Source organism: Saccharopolyspora elongata (assembly GCF_004348985.1).
Lineage (GTDB): Bacteria > Actinomycetota > Actinomycetes > Mycobacteriales > Pseudonocardiaceae > Saccharopolyspora > Saccharopolyspora elongata.
Genome location: NZ_SMKW01000131.1, coordinates 1 through 17,243, shown reverse-complemented (window position 1 = coordinate 17,243; position 17,243 = coordinate 1). Strand labels below are relative to the sequence as shown.

Annotated in this window: 12 protein-coding genes and 3 pseudogenes; 6 read left to right on the top strand and 9 right to left on the bottom strand. The window is 70.5% G+C overall.

Annotated elements, in window-relative coordinates:
- Positions 1–205: 205 nt before the first annotated feature.
- A complete protein-coding gene (locus E1288_RS43630) occupies positions 206–1,564 on the bottom strand; it encodes an MFS transporter (RefSeq protein ID WP_132494863.1) in 1,359 nt (452 codons plus the stop codon).
- Positions 1,565–1,695: 131 nt separating this feature from the next.
- Complete coding sequence (locus tag E1288_RS43625; RefSeq protein ID WP_132494861.1) at positions 1,696–2,346, bottom strand: TetR/AcrR family transcriptional regulator; 651 nt, start codon at positions 2,344–2,346, stop codon at positions 1,696–1,698.
- Positions 2,347–2,458: 112 nt separating this feature from the next.
- Here E1288_RS43625 and E1288_RS43620 point away from each other — a divergent pair, with 112 nt between their 5' ends.
- On the top strand, positions 2,459–3,337 hold the full coding sequence (locus E1288_RS43620) for a shikimate dehydrogenase (RefSeq protein WP_132494859.1): 879 nt from the start codon (positions 2,459–2,461) through the stop codon (positions 3,335–3,337).
- A complete protein-coding gene (locus E1288_RS43615; RefSeq protein WP_132494857.1) occupies positions 3,324–5,174 on the top strand; it encodes a bifunctional sugar phosphate isomerase/epimerase/4-hydroxyphenylpyruvate dioxygenase family protein in 1,851 nt (616 codons plus the stop codon). The genes E1288_RS43620 and E1288_RS43615 overlap by 14 nt, the downstream gene beginning before the upstream one ends.
- 111 nt (positions 5,175–5,285) lie before the next feature.
- Here the strand turns inward: E1288_RS43615 and E1288_RS49480 are convergent, their stop codons facing one another.
- The 4 genes and pseudogenes from E1288_RS49480 to E1288_RS47655 form a co-directional block, all read right to left on the bottom strand.
- Complete coding sequence (locus E1288_RS49480; RefSeq protein ID WP_235884228.1) at positions 5,286–6,161, bottom strand: lanthionine synthetase C family protein; 876 nt, start codon at positions 6,159–6,161, stop codon at positions 5,286–5,288.
- A 485-nt stretch (positions 6,162–6,646) separates the two neighbouring features.
- Positions 6,647–7,858, bottom strand: a pseudogene (locus E1288_RS49475) (class III lanthionine synthetase LanKC N-terminal domain-containing protein); the annotation flags it as partial.
- A gap of 81 nt (positions 7,859–7,939) precedes the next feature.
- Positions 7,940–8,107, bottom strand: coding sequence for a hypothetical protein (locus E1288_RS47660; protein WP_165968589.1), 168 nt, complete (start codon positions 8,105–8,107; stop codon positions 7,940–7,942).
- Positions 8,108–8,212: 105 nt separating this feature from the next.
- Positions 8,213–8,383 (bottom strand): hypothetical protein, encoded by a 171-nt coding sequence (locus tag E1288_RS47655; protein WP_165968588.1) that lies wholly within the window; start codon positions 8,381–8,383, stop codon positions 8,213–8,215.
- Positions 8,384–8,644: 261 nt separating this feature from the next.
- Between E1288_RS47655 and E1288_RS43605 the strand changes: the two genes are divergently transcribed.
- The 4 genes and pseudogenes from E1288_RS43605 to E1288_RS50210 form a co-directional block, all read left to right on the top strand.
- Complete coding sequence (locus E1288_RS43605; RefSeq protein ID WP_235884227.1) at positions 8,645–10,573, top strand: ABC transporter ATP-binding protein; 1,929 nt, start codon at positions 8,645–8,647, stop codon at positions 10,571–10,573.
- A gap of 61 nt (positions 10,574–10,634) precedes the next feature.
- Positions 10,635–11,489 (top strand): MauE/DoxX family redox-associated membrane protein, encoded by an 855-nt coding sequence (locus E1288_RS43600; RefSeq protein ID WP_132494855.1) that lies wholly within the window; start codon positions 10,635–10,637, stop codon positions 11,487–11,489.
- 224 nt (positions 11,490–11,713) lie between these two features.
- A pseudogene (gene lysS / locus E1288_RS50215) lies at positions 11,714–12,331 on the top strand (bifunctional lysylphosphatidylglycerol synthetase/lysine--tRNA ligase LysX); the annotation flags it as partial.
- Between the two features lie 109 nt (positions 12,332–12,440).
- Positions 12,441–13,457 (top strand): annotated as a pseudogene (locus E1288_RS50210) (amino acid--tRNA ligase-related protein); the annotation flags it as partial.
- Here E1288_RS50210 and E1288_RS43590 read toward each other — a convergent pair.
- The 3 genes from E1288_RS43590 to E1288_RS43580 form a co-directional block, all read right to left on the bottom strand.
- Entirely contained in the window at positions 13,429–14,556 is a 1,128-nt protein-coding gene (locus E1288_RS43590) for an alpha/beta hydrolase (RefSeq protein WP_235884226.1), read from the bottom strand. The pseudogene E1288_RS50210 and the gene E1288_RS43590 sit on opposite strands and share 29 nt — an antisense overlap.
- Positions 14,557–14,749: 193 nt before the next feature.
- The gene (locus E1288_RS43585; protein WP_132494853.1) at positions 14,750–15,733 is read right to left on the bottom strand and encodes a CobW family GTP-binding protein; all 984 of its coding nucleotides are present in this window, start codon (positions 15,731–15,733) and stop codon (positions 14,750–14,752) included.
- Positions 15,730–17,106, bottom strand: coding sequence for a UbiD family decarboxylase (locus E1288_RS43580; protein ID WP_132494851.1), 1,377 nt, complete (start codon positions 17,104–17,106; stop codon positions 15,730–15,732). Before E1288_RS43580 ends, E1288_RS43585 begins: the two co-directional genes overlap by 4 nt.
- Positions 17,107–17,243 lie beyond the last annotated feature (137 nt).

Genomic DNA, 17,243 nt, shown 5'->3' with positions numbered 1-17,243 from the left:
ACGGCTCGATTCGCTCCCACAGCTCGTCGGACACGATCCATGGCGGCTGCTCACCCTTCTTCACACGATCATGATCAACCATCAGGGAATGCCAGTCACTACAAGTGATCATTCTGTTAGGAACTCTAAAAGTCCCAACCCCACCTCAACCCAAAAAAGAACAGGCCCCCGGGAAACAACCCCAAGAGCCTGCCCAAGCCAAACCTCAAACAGCCCGAGACCCAGCCCCAGCCCCAACCCCAAAAGAAGCCGAACGCCCAGCATCTAACCCCAAATCCTCGGTGGGAACCCGATAGGTCTCCCGCCCGGTGGCGACGGCAATGGCGTTCAGCACGCAAAGACCGGCGGTGAACAGCGCCACGTTCACCCACCCGTCCCGGCCGCCGCCGATGGCTTCGGCGATGCTGGGCGCGAACCCGGCCAGGGCGAACCCGATCTGCGTGCCGATCGCCATGCCGGAAAGCCGCACCCGCGCCGGGAACATCTCCCCGTAGAAAGCGGGCCAGATCCCGTTGGTGGCGCTGTAGACCACGCCGAACATCAGGATCCCGGTGGTGAAGATCAGCGCGTAGTCGCCGAGCGACAGCGACCACAGGTACGCCGCCATCAGCGCGGCGCATCCCAGGGAGCCGCCGATGAACACCGGCTTGCGCCCGATCCGGTCCGCCAGCTTCGCCCACAGCGGGATGGCGAACAGCGCCGCGATGTTGGCCAGCACGCCGACCCACAGGATCGGCGCCTTCGCCAGGCCGACGGTGTTCACCGCGTAGCTGAGCGCGTAGACGGTGAAGATGGTGCTCACCGCGGCGATCACCGAGGCGACCACGACGCGCAGCACGCTGGCCCAATGGTCGCGGAACAGCGGGACGAGCGGCGTCTTGGCCCGCTTCGTCTCGCCCGCGGCCACTTCGTGTTCGAAGACGGGGGTTTCGTCGAGCTTGCGGCGGATCAGCAGGCCGGCGACGACCACTGCGGCGCTGAGCCAGAACGGCAGTCGCCAGCCCCAGGTCAGCAGGTGTTGTTCGGGCAGCGCCGCCACCGGTAGGAAGACCGCGGTCGCCAGGATCTGCCCGGCTTGGGTGCCGCTGAGGGTGAAGCTGGTGTAGTACGCGCGCCGGTCCGGCGGCGCGTGCTCCAGCGTCATCGAGTTCGCGCCCGCCTGTTCGCCGGCCGCCGAGAAGCCCTGCATCAGGCGCAGCGTCACCAGCAGGGCCGGCGCGGCCACGCCGATCTGGTGGTACGTCGGCAGGCAGCCGACCAGCACCGTCGACACGCCCATCAGCAGCACCGTGGAGACCAGTACCCGCTTGCGGCCGAAGACGTCGCCGATGTGGCCCAGCACGAAGGCGCCGACCGGCCTGGCGAGGTAGCCGACACCGAAGGTGGCGAGCGCGAGCAGCGTGCCGGTCGCGGGGGAGGAGGCCGGGAAGAAGATCTTGTTGAAGACCAGCGCGGCCGCGGTGCCGTAGATGAAGAAGTCGTAGTACTCCAGGGCGCTGCCGATCCACGCGGCGACGGCGGCCTTGCGCGGTTTGCCCTGCGTGGCGGTGGAGTGGTCCGTCACTTGTAACTCCAAGGATCCGTGCACCGTTGCTCAGACCGGCGACTTATGAACCATCTAGTTAGTCCCAAAGAGTGAAGGTGCGGCGCATCACCTGTCAAGGGTGTGTTTCGAGTGTGTGTCTGCGCTGGAGATCAGCGCGCGGTGAGGTAGTCGAGCACCAGGTCGCCGAGCATCCTGCGGTAGTGGTCGCGGCGGGCCGGGTCGAGCATGTCGCGCTTGAAGATCGCCTGGAACGTGTAGCGGTTCGCGGTGCGGAAGACGCAGAACGAGCTGATCACCATGTGCACGTCCAGGGCGTCGGCGTCCGCGCGGAACTGCCCGGCCGCCTGGCCGCGCTCCAGGATGCGGCCCAGCACGTCCACCGCCGGGGTGGCCAGGCCGGGCAGCAGCTCGGACTTGGCCAGGTGCTCGGCGCGGTGGATGTTCTCGATGCTGACCAGGCGGAGGAAGTCCGGGTGCGACTCGTGGTGGTCGAAGGTCAGCTCGGCGAGCCGCCGGATCGCCTCGATCGGGTCCAGGTCGTCGACGTCGACCTCGCGCTCGATGCCGCGGATCACGGAGTACGCGTTCTCCAGCGCGGCGAGGTAGAGCTGCTCCTTGCCGCCGAAGTAGTAGTAGATCATCCGCTTGGTGGTGCTGGTGCGGGCGGCGATCTCGTCCACGCGGGCGCCAGCGTAGCCCTTGTCGGCGAATTCCGCGGTGGCCACCTCGAGGATCTCCGCGCGCGTCCGTTCGGCATCGCGGTGCCGGATCTCCCTGGTGTCGGACGTCGGTGTTGCCACGGTGCTCCCTCGCGGTTCGGGCTGGACGCCCACTGTAGTGCAGCGGCCCTTCCCGGATCGGGGCTTCCGACCTACTATTAACTAGCTAGTTCGTTAATTAGGAGGGGCTCAGGTGCGCAACCAGGACGGCTACCTCGTCGGGCTCATCGGATCGGGCATCGGCCCGTCGCTGAGCCCGCCGCTGCACGAGCGCGAGGCCGACGAGCTCGGACTCCGCTACCTCTACCGCCGATGGGACCTGGACGTGCTGGGCAGGCCGGTGTCGGCGATCGGGGAGCTGCTGGCCGCCGCCCGCACCGCCGGCTACGACGGTCTCAACATCACGCACCCGGGCAAGCAGGCGGTGATCGAGCACCTCGACGAGCTCTCGCCGGACGCCGTCGAGCTGGGCGCCGTCAACACGGTCGTCTTCACCGGCGGTCGCGCCATCGGCCACAACACCGACTGGTCCGGCTTCGCCCGCAGCTTCAGCCGCGGCCTGCCGGACGCCCCGGTGGATCGCGTCGTGCTCCTCGGCGCCGGCGGTGCCGGTGCTGCGGTGGCGCACGCGATGCTGACCTTGGGCACCGGAGTGCTCCGCGTGCTCGACGTCGACCCGCGGCGCGGCGAGGCGCTGGCCGAGTCGCTGTGTGCGCGTTTCGGCGCCGACCGCGCGGAAGCCGCCCCTCCAGGGTCCGCCGCCGAGGCGCTGGCCTGGGCGGACGGCTTCGTGCACGCCACGCCGACCGGGATGGCCGCGCACCCCGGCCTGCCGGTGCCCGCCGAGCTGCTGCGCCCCGGGCTGTGGGTGGCCGACGTCGTCTACCGGCCGCTGGAGACCGAACTCGTGCTCGCCGCGCGGGCGAACGGCTGCCGGGTCCTCGACGGTGGGGGCATGGCCGTGTTCCAGGCCGTCGACTCGTTCCGCCTGTTCACCGGCGTCGAGCCGGACGCCGCGCGGATGCTCCGCCACTTCGCCGAACTCGCCGGAGGTGTGCATGTCCACCGCTGATGCCCGCAGGGTGATCGCCACCGTCTGCCTGTCCGGCACCCTGGAGGACAAGCTGGCCGCCGCTGCGGCTGCCGGGTTCGATGGCGTCGAGATCTTCGAGAACGACCTGATCACCTCCGCCGCCTCGCCCGCCGAGATCCGGCGGCGCTGCGCCGACCTCGGGCTGACCGTCGATCTCTACCAGCCGTTCCGGGATTTCGAGGCGGTCCCGCCGGACGTGCTGCGGGCCAACCTGCGGCGTGCCGAGCGCAAGTTCGACGTGATGGAGCAGCTCGGCGCCGATCTGGTGCTGGTGTGCTCGACGGTCTCGCCGGGCGCGGTCGACGACGACGAACTGGCCGCCGAACAACTGCGCCTGCTTGCCGAACGCGCCGCCGCGCGAGGCATGCGCGTCGCCTACGAGGCACTGGCGTGGGGCCGGTTCGTCAACACCTACGACCACTCCTGGCGGATCGTGCGCCGCGCCGACCACCCGGCGCTCGGGTTGTGCCTGGACAGCTTCCACGTGCTGTCGCGGGGCAGCGATCCGGCGCTGATCTGCACCATCCCCGGCGAGAAGCTGTTCTTCCTGCAGTTGGCCGACGCGCCGCGGCTGGACATGGACGTGCTGCAGTGGAGCCGGCACCACCGGCTGTTCCCGGGACAGGGTTCGTTCGACCTGCCGACCTTCGTCGGCAACGTGCTGTCCACAGGCTACGCGGGGCCGCTGTCGCTGGAGGTGTTCAACGACGTCTTCCGGCAGGCCGACCCGGTGCCGGCGGCGGTGGACGCGATGCGGTCGCTGCGGCTGCTGGAGGAGCAGCTCGGGATGCCGGTCGCCGCGCCGGCACCGGAGCTCGGCGGCTGCGCCTTCGCGGAACTCGCCGTCGACGAGATCGCCTCGTCGCGGCTCGCCGACGCGCTCACGGCGCTCGGCTTCTCGCTCACCGGGAAGCACCGCAGCAAGCCGGTGCAGCTGTGGGAGCAGGGCGGCGCCCGGGTGCTGCTGAACGCCTCGTCGTCCACATCGGACTCCGCGGCGATCGGTGCACTGGCGGCGGAAAGCGCGGACCCCGGCCGGTCCGCGGAGCGGGCGGACGCGATGGGTGCGCCGATCCTGCCGCGTTCCCGAGGGCCGGAGGAGGCCAACCTGGCGTCGGTGGCGGCGCCGGACGGCACTGAGGTGTTCTTCTGCGACACCGAAAGCTGGCTGTCGGACTTCCCCGACGCGGGTTCGGTGGGTTCCAATTTTAGGCAAAATTGGAACCCCGCATCGCCCGCGATCGGCCTCACCGGCATCGACCACGTCGCGCTGACGCAGCCGTTCGACCACTTCGACGAGGCGACGCTGTTCTACCGCTCGGTGCTCGGGCTGGAGCCGGAGCCGGTCGTGGAGTACGCGGCGCCGTTCGGGATGGTGCGCAGCCGGGCGGTGCTCGACCCGTCCGGCACGGTGCGAATCGCGTTGACCGGCACCCTGGTGCGCCGCGGGGAGTGGGCGCCGGCGGTCCGGGATCCGCAGCACATCGCCTTCACCTGCGAAGACGTGCTGGCCGCGGCGCGCACCCTGCGCGAGCGGGGAGCACCGGTGCTGCGGATCCCGGACAACTACTACGACGACCTCGACGCGCGCCTGGAGCTGGACCCGCGACTGCTGGCCGAGCTGCGAGCGAACTCGGTGCTCTACGACCGGGACGAGAACGGCGAATACCTGCACCTGTTCACGGAACTGTTCGGCTCGCGGATCTTCTTCGAGCTCGTACAGCGGATCGGAGGCTACGCCGGATACGGCGTCCCCAACGCACCGGTCAGGATGGCCGCGCACCGCAGGCAGCGCCTCGCCGCGATCGACGGCTGACGCTTCCGGAAGGTTTGCCGGAGTGGAGTGAACGGCCTGTTTGCCTCATCTAGCTAGGCGAACAGGCCGTTCACTCCAACATCATCGGGATCAGGACGGAGCTGAGGCCGGTCACACCGGTGGGGTCCAGGCCGTGGTCCACAACCGGGCGCCTTCGCGGTGGTGCAGGCGGCGCAGGAACGACAGGACTCCCGACGTGCCGGTCGACCACGGGGCGCTGGCCGCCTCCAGGGAGTTGTCCGGGAAGTCGGGCTTGGTGAAGTCACCGCCGCTGCGGGCCAGCATGTGCACCGCGATTTCTCGTGCTCCCAACCAGAATTCCTCGTCCTCGGTGGCGACCGCCAGGTCGATCATCGCCTCGCCGATCCCGGCCAGGCCGCAGCACTGCGACACCACCCACGCTTGCGGCGCCAGGCCGAGGCAGGCCCGGGCGCCGTCCTTCGCCAGCGCCCAGTACCGGTCGTCGTCCCAGTGCTGCGCCGCCGACACGAGCGCCGAGACGACGCCCGACATGCCCTGGCACCACGACGCCGCCATCGGCCGCGCCGGAGGGCGCCGCAGGACCTCGATCAGCCCCGACACCTCGTCCGCGAGCGAGGCGAACCGCCGCGCCGCCTCGGCTTCTGCCGCCGGGTGGCCGGTGTGCTGGTGGTAGGCGAGGAGGAACTGCGCGATTCCCGCGCTGCCGTGGGCGAATCCGGCTTCCAGGGCGACACCGGTGTCCGCCGCGGCCGGGACCGCGTCCTCGGTGGCGCGCGTCTCGCCGCTGAGCAGCCGCCGCGCGCATTCGTCGACCTGCGCCAGGTGCCCGGCGTCCGGTTCCAGGGCGTGCAGGACCAGGTGGCCCGCGCCGATCCCGGCGACGCCGTGGATGTAGTCGCCGCGCTCGTCGGCGGCGAGCTCGATCGGTTTGGACACCGGCAGGTCCGGTGCCGCCCGGCGGGCGGTCGACAGGAAGATCTCCGTTCCCGTGCGGCCGAAGTACATCGCGGCCGGCAGCTTCGCCGGTGGCGTCGCGGTGATCGTCCAGCGCGCCAGCTCCAGCCCGGCGGCCACGCCCCGCGGGTGGTGCAGCAGCTCCAGGCCGAGGCCTGCGGAACCGCTGTAGCGTTCGTCTTCGGCGGTTCCGAGCGGCCGACGTCGGTCGGCGACGCCGCCATCCGCTCCGCCGCGCCGATGCATTCCTGGATCGTGTGCTCCAGCACCGATTCGAGCAGCTCCGCGGTGAGTTCCGGCGCCACGGGGCGGGAACCGCGCCGGGCGCGGCGACCGGCGCGGAGGTCGGCGAAGGTCGCCGTGCGCTCGGCCGGATCGAGGCTGATCAGCCCGGGCAGCAGGGCGCGCACCCCGGTCGCGTTCGGGTACAGGCGTTCCAGGCACAGCAGCGAGCGTTCGAGGTTCCGGGCCGGGTCTTGGCCGACGCCGATCGGGTTGATGCCGGTGGCGGCGAAGAACAGGGTGGCGCCCAGGGAGAAGTAGTCGTCCGCCGGTTCGGACTGCCGGTCGGTGTGCTGGTCCGGCACGCTGTAGCCGCGGGTCCAGCCGTGCAGCTGGAACCCGTCGTAGTAGCTGTTGCCGAAGTCGATGAGCGTGCAGCGGCCGTCGTCGTTGAGCACCACGTTCTTCGGCGACAGGTCCCGGATCACCACGCCCCGCTCGTGCACGGCGGCGAGGATCTCGGCCAGCCGCGCGGCGAGCACGCCCAGGTCGCGGTCTGCGCTGGTGGCGTCGTCGAAGAACCGGGTCCGCTCGCCGACGTACCGGTTCAGGTCGAGGGTGCCGGCGTCGGTGATGACAAGGTATTCGTCCTCGCCGTGCCGGAAGTGGTCGAGCAGCCCGGGCACGCCGTCCACCCCGTCCAGGGCTTGCAGGATGCGCCGCTCGTTGCGCAGCTGCATGCGCAGGTCGATGCCGTTGATGTTCTCCCCGACGTAGGCGCGGGCTTCCTTGACCACCACCGCGCGGCCGTCGGGATCCACGGCGCGGTAGACATTTCCGCGCGGCCCGCGCAGGACGCCCGAAGTGAGCCGGTACCGCCCGCCGAGCACGCTGGGCCGCGCGGTCGTCGGCTGCGCGGCCGGTTCCGGTTCGGGGCCCGGCTCCGGTCGGAACGGGTCGCTCGCCCACGGCGGGCAGCTGAACTCGGCGCCCGCGGCGCCCGGCTCCACCTCGCCGTCCGGGCCGAGCACCACGAGTTCGAAGTCGCCGTTCTCGTCGACGCGGTACTGCGGCCGGAACGGCGCGAAGCGGTAGTACACCGGCGCATCCGGCCGGACGCGCCGGTCGCTGGTGATCCGCGGGCCGGTCATCCCGGCGAGCGCTTCGGCCAGCAGGTTTCCCAGCCGCACCACGGTGTCCTGTGGCGGGTAGACCGTCATCGCCTTGCCGACCGTCGCCGGGTCGGCGTCGCCGGAGTTGAGCTCGTGCAGCACCCGCCGGGAGCGCGCGACCTTGAAGTCGCAGTCCCAGGCCAGCAGCAGCGGCAGCGCCCGGTCGAGCGTCTCGGCGAGCGTGCCCGGGCGCGCGGAGATGTGCAGCTTCCAGCCCTGGTCCGGCACCGCGATACCGGGTTTCCGCACGCTCACCCAGGTTTCGTCGACGGCCACCTCCCGGCCGTCGCGCTCCGCCGCCTCCGCCAGCCGATCCCGCACGGTGGTGTCCGAATCGGTCGCCGTCGTCTCCATGCTGTGCCGCTCCCTGGTCGAATCCGATTTGCGCGACGGCGGGAGGCCCCGGAGGTCCTCCCGCCGCCTGATCACCGAGGCTCAGACGAGCGTCTGGCAGCAGGGCCACAAGGTGCACACCGTGCGCTTGCAGGTGTCCGCGCATCCCTGTGCGCCGTGCAGAACCTTCATGTCGCCTTCGAAGGCGACCGAGATCCCCTCGATTTCGATGATTCCGGCGTCCCGGGGTTCCAGTCCGAGTGTCGGCATCTGCCTGACTCCTTTCGCGGCTGCCGGATTTCGGCGAATCGCCGAATTACCGTTTTTCCCGCAGTTGACGGAAACCGCCCCCCCGGAATTGCTCTCGGTCAGTCGTCAGATGATCGACGGACAGCAGGGGAAGCTGCTGCACACGGTGCGCTTGCAGGTGTTCACGCACGCCTGCGCTCCGTGCAGGACCTCCTTGAGGTCGATCTCGAAGTCCACCGAAATGTCTTCGATTTCAACGGTTCCTGCGTCGCGGGGCTCCAGCAGCAAGGTGGACATGTTCGCTCCTAACTCGTCCGCCGATCTGGCGGGACGTTCTGAGGATTCCCGGCGCGACGGTGGATTGTCGTTGTGCGCCAACGGGTTCACTTCAGGCGTGGATGAAAGGTCGAGATCCGCCGGTGCCGACGCCTTCGGCGCAATCCCCAGAATTGTTGGCACAGGACACTTCGCATACCTAGGGCCAAACGGGGTAACAACGACAAGATTGCGGATCGGTGTCCGCTCGTCTAACTTCTCGAACGTGATGGGGCGAAGTCGTTGTGCGGCACGCTGTTCGAGCGCCGGTCGGCGCCGATGAAGTGGTGGCGGCGGGAAACACCCGAACCGGTTGATCTCGTCGCGCCGTACTGGCAGGCGCACGATTCGGAGATGCTGTCCGCCGGGCTGGGCGCGATCGCGCGGCGGCTGCCCGGCTTGGTGGGCAATGCGATCGCGGTCGCCTGGCGGGCGAGCCGGCTCGACACGGCGGCGACGCTCGCGCTGAACGTGCTCGCCGGGTTCTTCACGGCGTTCGGCCTGCTGGCCACCAACGACGTGCTGGAGTCGCTGTTCGCCGCGGGCCCGACCGCGCAGCGGGTCACCGCGGCGATCCCGGCGCTGCTGCTGGTGGCCGGGGCCGCCGGGCTGCGCGCCGGGCTGATGGCAGTGGCGAGCTGGGCGCAGGAGCGGCTGAAACCGCAGGTCGAGCGGCTGGCCGAGACGCGGCTGTTCCGGCTGACCACGCGGGTGGAGCTGACCGCGTTCGACGACGAGGAGTTCCACAACTCCATGCAGCGGGCGCGGGACAACGGCGTGCCCGACTCGGCGACGGTCGTGGAGATGACGGTCAACGTCCTCACCGGCGCGATCGGCGTGCTCTCGGGCGCGATCACGCTCGGCCTCCTGCACCCTGCGCTGATGCCGCTGCTGCTGGTCACGGCGGTGCCCGACGGGTGGGCGGCGCTGCGTTCGGCGCGGATGCGCTACGCCGCGTTCCGCCGTATCTCCACCGCGCGGCGGCGCAAGTTCATGCTCTCCGACCTGATGGCCGAGCGGCCACCCGCGGCCGAGGTGCGGGCCTTCACGCTGCGCCGCTTCCTGCTCGCCGAGTACGACCGGATCGCCGACTACGAGCAGCGGATCGAGCTCGACGTCGCCTGGCAGCGGGCCACCACCAGGGTGTCCGGCGACCTGATGGGCGGCGTCGCGCTCGGCGTGGTGTACGCGGTGCTGGGCGCGATGCTCGCGTTCGGACTCATCCCGCTGGCGGTGGTCGGCACCGCCGTGCTGGCGATCCGGGCCAGCCAGTCGTCGCTGACGAGCCTGGTGCAGTCGGTGAACAAGCTCTACGAGGCCGGGCTCTACTTCGGTGACTACCTGGAGTTCTGCGAGCTGGCCGAGCGGCGGGTGCCGCAGGCGCGCACCTCGGCGGAACCCGGCGAATTCCGGCGCATAGCGGCGCATTCCGTGCATTTCGGGTACCCAGGCGCGGATTCGCCCGCGCTGTCCGGGGTGAGCGTCGCGGTCGAGCGCGGCGAGGTCGTCGCGCTGGTGGGGGAGAACGGTTCCGGCAAGACCACGCTGGCCAAGCTGCTGGCCGGACTGTACACACCGGACTCCGGCGCGATCCGCTGGAACGATGCGGACATCACCGGGATCGCCGGCGATGTGCTGCGGGAGCGGATCTCGGTCATCGCGCAGGACCACACCCGCTGGCCGCTGACCGCCGAGCAGAACATCGTGATGGGCCGGGAACGCGACGAGGAGAAGCTGGCCGAGGCGGCCCGCGCCGCCGGGGCGGACGAGGTCGTCGCCCGGCTCGCCGACGGCTACGACACCTTGCTGGACCGCCGGTTCCACGGCGGGCACGACCTCTCCGGCGGGCAGTGGCAGCGGATCGCGATCGCCCGCGCCTTCTACCGCGACGCGGACCTGATGATCTTCGACGAGCCGACCTCGGCGCTGGACCCGCGCGCCGAGCACGCGCTGTTCGAACGCATCCGCCAGCACGCCGAGGGCCGCACGGTCGTGCTGATCTCGCACCGGCTCTCCAGCGTGCGCTACGCGGACCGGATCTACGTGCTGGACCGGGGGGAGGTCGTCGAGCAGGGCACGCACCCGGAGCTGATGTCGGTGAACGGCCGTTACGCGCAGCTCTACGAACTCCAAGCCGCCGCCTACCGCGCGGAACAACCCAGCTCGGCGTAAGGGATCTGTTCCAGGTAGGTGGGCTAAGCGGCTGCGCCGCTTCAAAGAAAGAGGTGGTTCGATGCACTGGTTCGGGTCGGCGGCGCTGGCGGTGTGCGGCGTGCTGGCGTTCGCCGCGATCAGCAAGTTGCGCAGCGTCGGCGGGTTCGCCCGGTCCATCGAGGGATACCGGATCTTCCCGGACCGGATGGCCCCGGTGCTGGCGCGCGTGGTGATCGCGGCCGAGCTGCTGAGCGCCGTTCTGCTGGTCGTCCCGCCGCTGCGGGTGTGGGGCGCGGTGCTTGCGGCCGGGCTGTTCGGCGCGTTCCTGACCGGCATGATCAGCGTGCTGCGGCGCGGGATGCGGGTGGACTGCGGCTGCTTCCGGGCGGCCGAGAAGATCGGCGTGGGCTCGGTGGTCCGGACTGCAGTGCTGTTCGTGCTGGCCGTGCTCGCCGGGCTCGCAGGTGATGCCCCGGTCGGGCCGGTGCACGCGCTGCTGGCGGCGGTGCTGGTGGCTGCGGTGTTCGGGTTGTCCGGTTTGCTCAAGGCGCCGTCCTATGGCCCGGCGCCGGGTGCCGTGCTTGAGATCGGAACCGATGTGGCGACCTTCGCCGACGGCGGCGACCGCGTCCTTTTCGCCTACATCTCCCCGCTTTGCGGGCATTGCCGGCTGATGCTGCCGGAGTTCGGCGCCGCCGCGCGGAAGTTGCCGGTGGTGCTGCTGAGCAATGGTGAACCGGATGAGGTCCGCGACTACCTGGACCGCCAGGGCATTTCACTGCCGCTGGTGACCGGGCCGGACGTGTTCGACGCCAACAACGTTCCGGGCCCGCCGTACGCCGTCGTCACCACCGGGACGGGCGTGGTGCTCTCGCACGGCGGCGCGAACCGGCCGGAACAGCTGGCGGGCCTGCTCGCCGAAGCCGGGAACTGACCGGAGGATCCGAATCGGCGGTTTGGTCCTTTGTGGGCGGACATTGCCGAAATGGGTAGCAAGATCACCGGAATTCCACCGACGTGCGGTCGGGGCGGCGGCGCGCGGTGCCCCGCCGGTCGTAGATTGGGTGTCGGCGAGCGGGCCGCGCCGCCGATCCACGGCCGGGGAGGAGCACGGTGGTCCAGCAGGAGGAGGCCGCGCGGCGCCGGTGGCGCAGCAAGATGCCGAGTATCACCGCCGGCGCAGTGCTCGTGGTGGCGGTGCTGTGCGTGAGCTCTGCGGTCGGCCTGGCGCTTTTCGGGAACGTGCAACCGGTGCGCAGGTTCGTCGACAACGTGCTGTTCCCGGCGCCGCCGAACATCGCGTACGGCGCGTTCCTGGCGGTGCTGGCGACCGCGCTGAAGCGGCGCAAGCGGCTCGCGCTGTGGATCCTGGTCGGCATCCTGGCCTTGCAGGTGATCGGCGACATCGTGGTGCTCGTGGTGCTGGGCGACCACATCGAGGCGCTGTGGATGGACGAGCTGGGCGCCCGCTACCACGTGCCGATCGACCACGTGTGGATCTTCAGCACCAACATCGTCGTCTCGGCGCTGGCGTTCGTGCCGCTGTGGCTTTCGCGCGGCGAGTTCTACGGCCGCGCCAAACGCGGCAGCGGCTACCAGGCGGCGCTGGTGTTCGTGCTGCTCATCGCCGCGTTCGTGGGCCTCGGATACGTCCTGGTCTCGCTGTTCCCGGGTTCGCTGCGGGGCGCGCAGGCGCGGCTGACGTGGACCGTCGAGCGGGTGCTGGGCGGCGCGATCGACTTCGACGTCACCGGCTTCGGGCACGCGCCCGGCTGGGTCAACTTCGTCCTCGGCCTGTTCGGCACGGCCGCCCTGTTCACCGCGCTGTTCCTGCTGCTGCGCGCGCAGCGGCTGGCCGCCGCCCTGCGCCCCGAGGGTCCGGTAGCGCCACGTGGACCTGATCATGCGACCGGGCGCCCGGGACGCCCTGCGCGCCCGTGGCGCCGCCGTGCACGCGCTGCGGGAAACGCTGGTGCGATCGGATTTCCTCGAAGTCGAGACCCCGATGCTGCAGCCGGTGCACGGCGGTGCCAACGCGCGGCCGTTCACCACCCACAGCAACACCTACGACATGCGCCTGTACCTGCGGATCGCGCCCGAGCTGTACCTGAAGCGGCTGTGCGTGGGCGGCGTGGAGCGGCTGTTCGAGATCGGCCGCAACTTCCGCAACGAAGGCGTGTCGCACAAGCACAACCCCGAGTTCACGATGCTGGAGGCGTACCAGGCCTTCGGCGACTACACGACGATGCGCGAGCTGTGCCGAGACCTGGTGCTCGCCGCCGCCACCGCCGCGCGCGGGGCGCCCACGGCGATCGGCCCGGACGGCGAGTTCGGCCTCGACGACGACTGGCCGGTCGTGCCGGTCAACGACGCGGTGTCGGCGGCGCTCGGCGAGGAGATCACCGCCGACACCGGACTGCTGCGCCTGCAGGAGCTCTGCGATGCGGCGTCGGTGCCGTACGAGGCGCACTGGGAGCGCGGCGCGGTGCTGCTGGAGATGTACGAGCGGCTGGTGGAGTCGCGCACCGCCGAACCCACCTTCTACACCGACTTCCCGGCCGACGTGTCGCCGCTGACCCGGCCGCACCGGGACGATCCGCGGCTGGCGGAGCGCTGGGACCTGGTCGCGTTCGGCACCGAGCTCGGCACCGGCTACTCCGAGCTGGTCGACCCGATCGAGCAGCGCCGCCGGTTCACCGAGCAGTCGCTGCACGCTGCGGGAGGCGACCCGGAGGCGATGGAGCTCGACGAGGACTTCCTCGCCGCCCTCGAGTACGCGATGCCGCCCACCGGCGGCCTGGGGCTGGGCGTGGACCGGCTGATCATGCTGCTCACCGGCGGCTCGATCCGGGAAACCCTGGCCTTCCCGCTGGTCAGGACGGACTTCGCCGGTCGGCGGTGAAGTTCTCGGCGGCGAAGGCCAGCAGGTAGGGCAGGCCGATGCGGGCCGTGCGCCAGGTGTGCCATTCGCCCGGTTCGGCGCGCACCGCGACCGTCGCGCCGCGCGCGGCGAGCTGCTCGCCGAGCCGGTTGGCGAGGTCGACGTCGGAGTGCGCGACGACGCCGGCGTGCAGCATCACCGCGAGCGGCCGCGTCACCGGCAGCGTCGGCAGGTACTCGCGCGGCGTGTTCGCCCGCAGCAGGTCGGGATGGCCGTCGAGCAGCGTCGTGCCGGGATCGTCGTAGGGTTCGGTCGCGAGGATCACCGAGTAGGTGTTCTGGTTGCGCAGCCCCAGGTTCAGCGCGCAGAACGCGCCGCCGCTCATGCCGCCGATCGCCCGGTCGCCCCGGTCGGGCAGGGTGCGGAACCGGGCGTCGATCTCCCGCGGCACGGTCGTCGTCAGGTAGGACTCCAGCTGCGGGCCGCCCGGCACGTTCAGGCATTCCCAGTCGGTGCCGGTGCCCGCGGTGGCGTCCACCGCCACGACGATCATCGGCCGCGCGGCCCGCGCGTCCGCCAGCGCCTGCAGGCTCTGCACCGCGCCACCGGGACCGAGCCAGTCGTCCGGGCCGCCGCTGGGATAGCCGTGCACGAGGTACACCACCGGATACCGCTCGCCGGAGTGCGCCGGATCGTCGTAGCCAGGCGGCAGCAGCACCCTGGTCCGGCCGGTGGGGACGCCGAGCCCGGGATCGGGCAGCGAGACGTCGGCGACCCGCACGCCGCCCGGCACCGGATCCGGCTCCGCCGGCGCGGCCGGTTCGGCGTCGCCGTTGCCGCCGCTGGCGAGCATCAGCAACCGCCCGAAGTCGTCGAACGACCGCACGTAGCCGACGTAGCTGTTGACGCCCGCCGCGCACGTCAGCACCGCGAGCAGAACCGGGACGATCAGGGCGATCCGGCGCATTCGCCGCCGCTTGACGACCACGATCGCGCCGACGGTCAGCAGCGCGAGCGCCACCACCAACACCACGGATTCCAGCGGGCTGCGCCCGCCCGCCTGTTCGGTGACCGAAGCAGGCAGCTGCGGTCCCGGGCCTATGCCACTCGTCAATGCCACTCGCACGAGTTCGATTATCGCCCAACGGGCGAAATCGCAGTGCTGATCGGCGTTTTCGGCACTATGGTCCCGGTTTTTGCGTTTCGTACCGGGAAAATCCCGGTGCGCTGGCACTTCGGTAGGTGTCGGCACACCCTCGATCGCCGCTAGAGAACCCGTGCGTACTTTTTGTCGCTACAGCAGCACAAAGTACTCACGGGATCTGTGCAGCCGGAACGCCCGTGCAGGCCCGAAGCCCCTCGGTGAGCAGCTCGCGATCGAGGTTGCGGCCGATGAACACGACCTTGCTGCCTCGCGCATCCCGGCCCCAGGGATCGGCCGGGCGGAGCTCGAAGATCCGGTGGATGCCCTGCAGGACGTGGCGCCGAGCGTCGCCGCGGACCGCGACGACGCCCTTGAGCCGGTACAGGTCGTCGCCGTGCTCGGCCGTCAGCTCGGACAGCCAGGCGCGCAGGACGGCCTCGTCGAAGTCCTCCGCCAGCTCCACGCCGACCGAGGTCACCGCCGGGTCGTGGAAGTGCTCCTGCTCGTCCAGCCAGGCCGGGTGCACGATGCGGTTGAACGCGCCGACGCCGAGGATGTCGTCGAGGTCGACCCGCGAATAGCTGGACGTGATGATCTCGGCGGTCGCGTTGATGCCGCGCAGCCGCTCCCGCAGCGCCGCCACGCCGGCCTCGTCGACCAGGTCGACCTTGTTGAGCACCAGCCGGTCGGCGAACGCGATCTGGTCGACGGCCTGGTGGCCGACGCCGTCGGGCCCGGCCTCGTCGAGGTGCCGGTCGATGTGCTTGGCGTCCACCAGCGTCACGATCGCGTCCAGCGCGAAGTGCTCGCTGATCTCGTCGTCGACGTAGAAGGTCTGCGCCACCGGGTTCGGATCGGCCAGGCCGGTCGTCTCGATCAGCACCCGGTCGATCTTCTCCTTGCGCTCCACCAGCTTCCGCAGCGTCTCGACGAGATCGGTGCGGGCCGTGCAGCAGATGCAGCACCCGTTGCTGAGCTCGAAGAACTGCTCGTCGGAGCGCAGCACCAGTGCGTCGTCGATCGGGATCTCGCCGAACTCGTTCTCGATGACCGCGATGCGGTGCCCGTGGTCGGCGGTGAGGATGTGGTTGACCAGCGTCGTCTTCCCGGCGCCGAGGAAGCCGGTCAGCACGGTCACGGGAATCTTGCTCATTGCGCTCCTCCTGTGGTGCCCAGCAGTCGGCGGGCGTTGGTGCGGGCGGATTCGGAGACCACGATGCGGTCGCCGGCGAAGTCGGGGCCGCGGGTCGCGTCCAGCCCCATCCGGGAGGTGGTGCCGCTGGGGTCCGACGAGGGATCCAGCGGCGATCCCGGAAGTCCGTCCACCACGAACACGTCGCGGTGCGGTTGGAAGTGCGTGGCCAGCGCCCAGAGCACTTCGGCGTCGGAGGTGACGTCCACGTCGGCGTCCACGGCGACGGCCGTCTTCACGTACGGGTCCCAGCCGAGCAGCCCGAGCAGCACCTGCCGGGCCTGGCCGGGGCGCGACGGTCGCAGGGCGACGTAGCAGTGGAAGTGCGTGCCCGAGGTCGGGTAGTGCACGGCGGTGACGTCGGGGAAGCGGTCCTTGAGCTTCTCGGCGAGTTCGGACTCGCGCGGGATGCGCGCCAGGTTCAGGTGATCGGCGGTGTTGCCGCCCTCGACGTCGATGAGCATCGCGTCCCGGCGGCGCAGCACGGTCTCCACGCGCAGCACGTTGTTGGTGGAGCGGTGCGAGGAATAGCCGGAGAACTCGCCGAACGGGCCTTCTTCGGCGTGCAGCTGCGGGTCGATGGTGCCTTCCAGCACGAAGTCCGCCCACGCCGGGACGCCGATGCCGTGCCTGGGCGTGCGCACCACCTCCAGCGGCTCGCCGAACAGCCCGCCCGCCACCGCGCGCTCGTCCACATCGGACGGAACGCGGGCCGAGGCGGCGAGCATGAACAGCGGGTGCCCGCCGATGACCATCGCGACCGGCATCGGCCTGCCGAGCGCGGCGTACTTGGCCAGCAGCCGCCACAGGTCGCCGCGGGAGTGCAGGCTGGTGGCGAGCTCGGTGGGGGAGTGCACCATCGACCGGTGGTAGCTCATGTTGCCCACCCCGGTGTCCGGGTCCTCGGCGATCACGATGCCGCTGGTGATGTAGGGCGCGCGGTCGGAGGCGAAGTGCCGGAGCATCGGCACCGCCGACAGGTCCACATCGGACGATGCGATCCCGGTGACCGGTCCGGAGTCCACGACGCGCGGCGCCAGCGGCCGGGAGGCGCGCGACTGGTACGCCTCGTGCAGTCCGGCGGGCTCGACGCCGAGGATGCGGGAGATCCGCCGCCGCGAGGCGAAGACGTTGCTCACCACCGGCGTCTCCACGCCATCGACCTTGTTGCACACCAGCATCTCGTCGCGGCCGCGCGCGATGAGCTCGTAGATCAGCCCGGTGACGCCCTCCTCGGCGGAAACCGGCTCGTCGATGACGAGGACGTCGTCGGGATGCTCGCGGCGGTAGTCCGCGAGGAAGGCGTGCGCGTCCTGGCGCGGGGAGAGGTTCACCGGAGGGCTCCTAGTAGTGCTTTGTTAACTCGTGTTGTTGAAGGGGTGCTTGCAGATGTGGCATGCGCCGGCCATGACGACGAGGAGTCGTTGCAGTTCGCGGAGAACGGCGTAGATGGTCAGGCCGGCGCATCCGC

Coding starts and splice junctions, on each gene's coding strand:
- E1288_RS43615 (WP_132494857.1), top strand. CDS start 3,324: ATGTCCACCGCTGATGCCCGCAGGGTGATCGCCACCGTCTGCCTGTCC.
- E1288_RS49480 (WP_235884228.1), bottom strand. CDS start 6,161: ATGTACTTCGGCCGCACGGGAACGGAGATCTTCCTGTCGACCGCCCGC.
- E1288_RS47660 (WP_165968589.1), bottom strand. CDS start 8,107: ATGCCGACACTCGGACTGGAACCCCGGGACGCCGGAATCATCGAAATC.
- E1288_RS47655 (WP_165968588.1), bottom strand. CDS start 8,383: ATGTCCACCTTGCTGCTGGAGCCCCGCGACGCAGGAACCGTTGAAATC.
- E1288_RS43600 (WP_132494855.1), top strand. CDS start 10,635: ATGCACTGGTTCGGGTCGGCGGCGCTGGCGGTGTGCGGCGTGCTGGCG.
- E1288_RS43585 (WP_132494853.1), bottom strand. CDS start 15,733: ATGAGCAAGATTCCCGTGACCGTGCTGACCGGCTTCCTCGGCGCCGGG.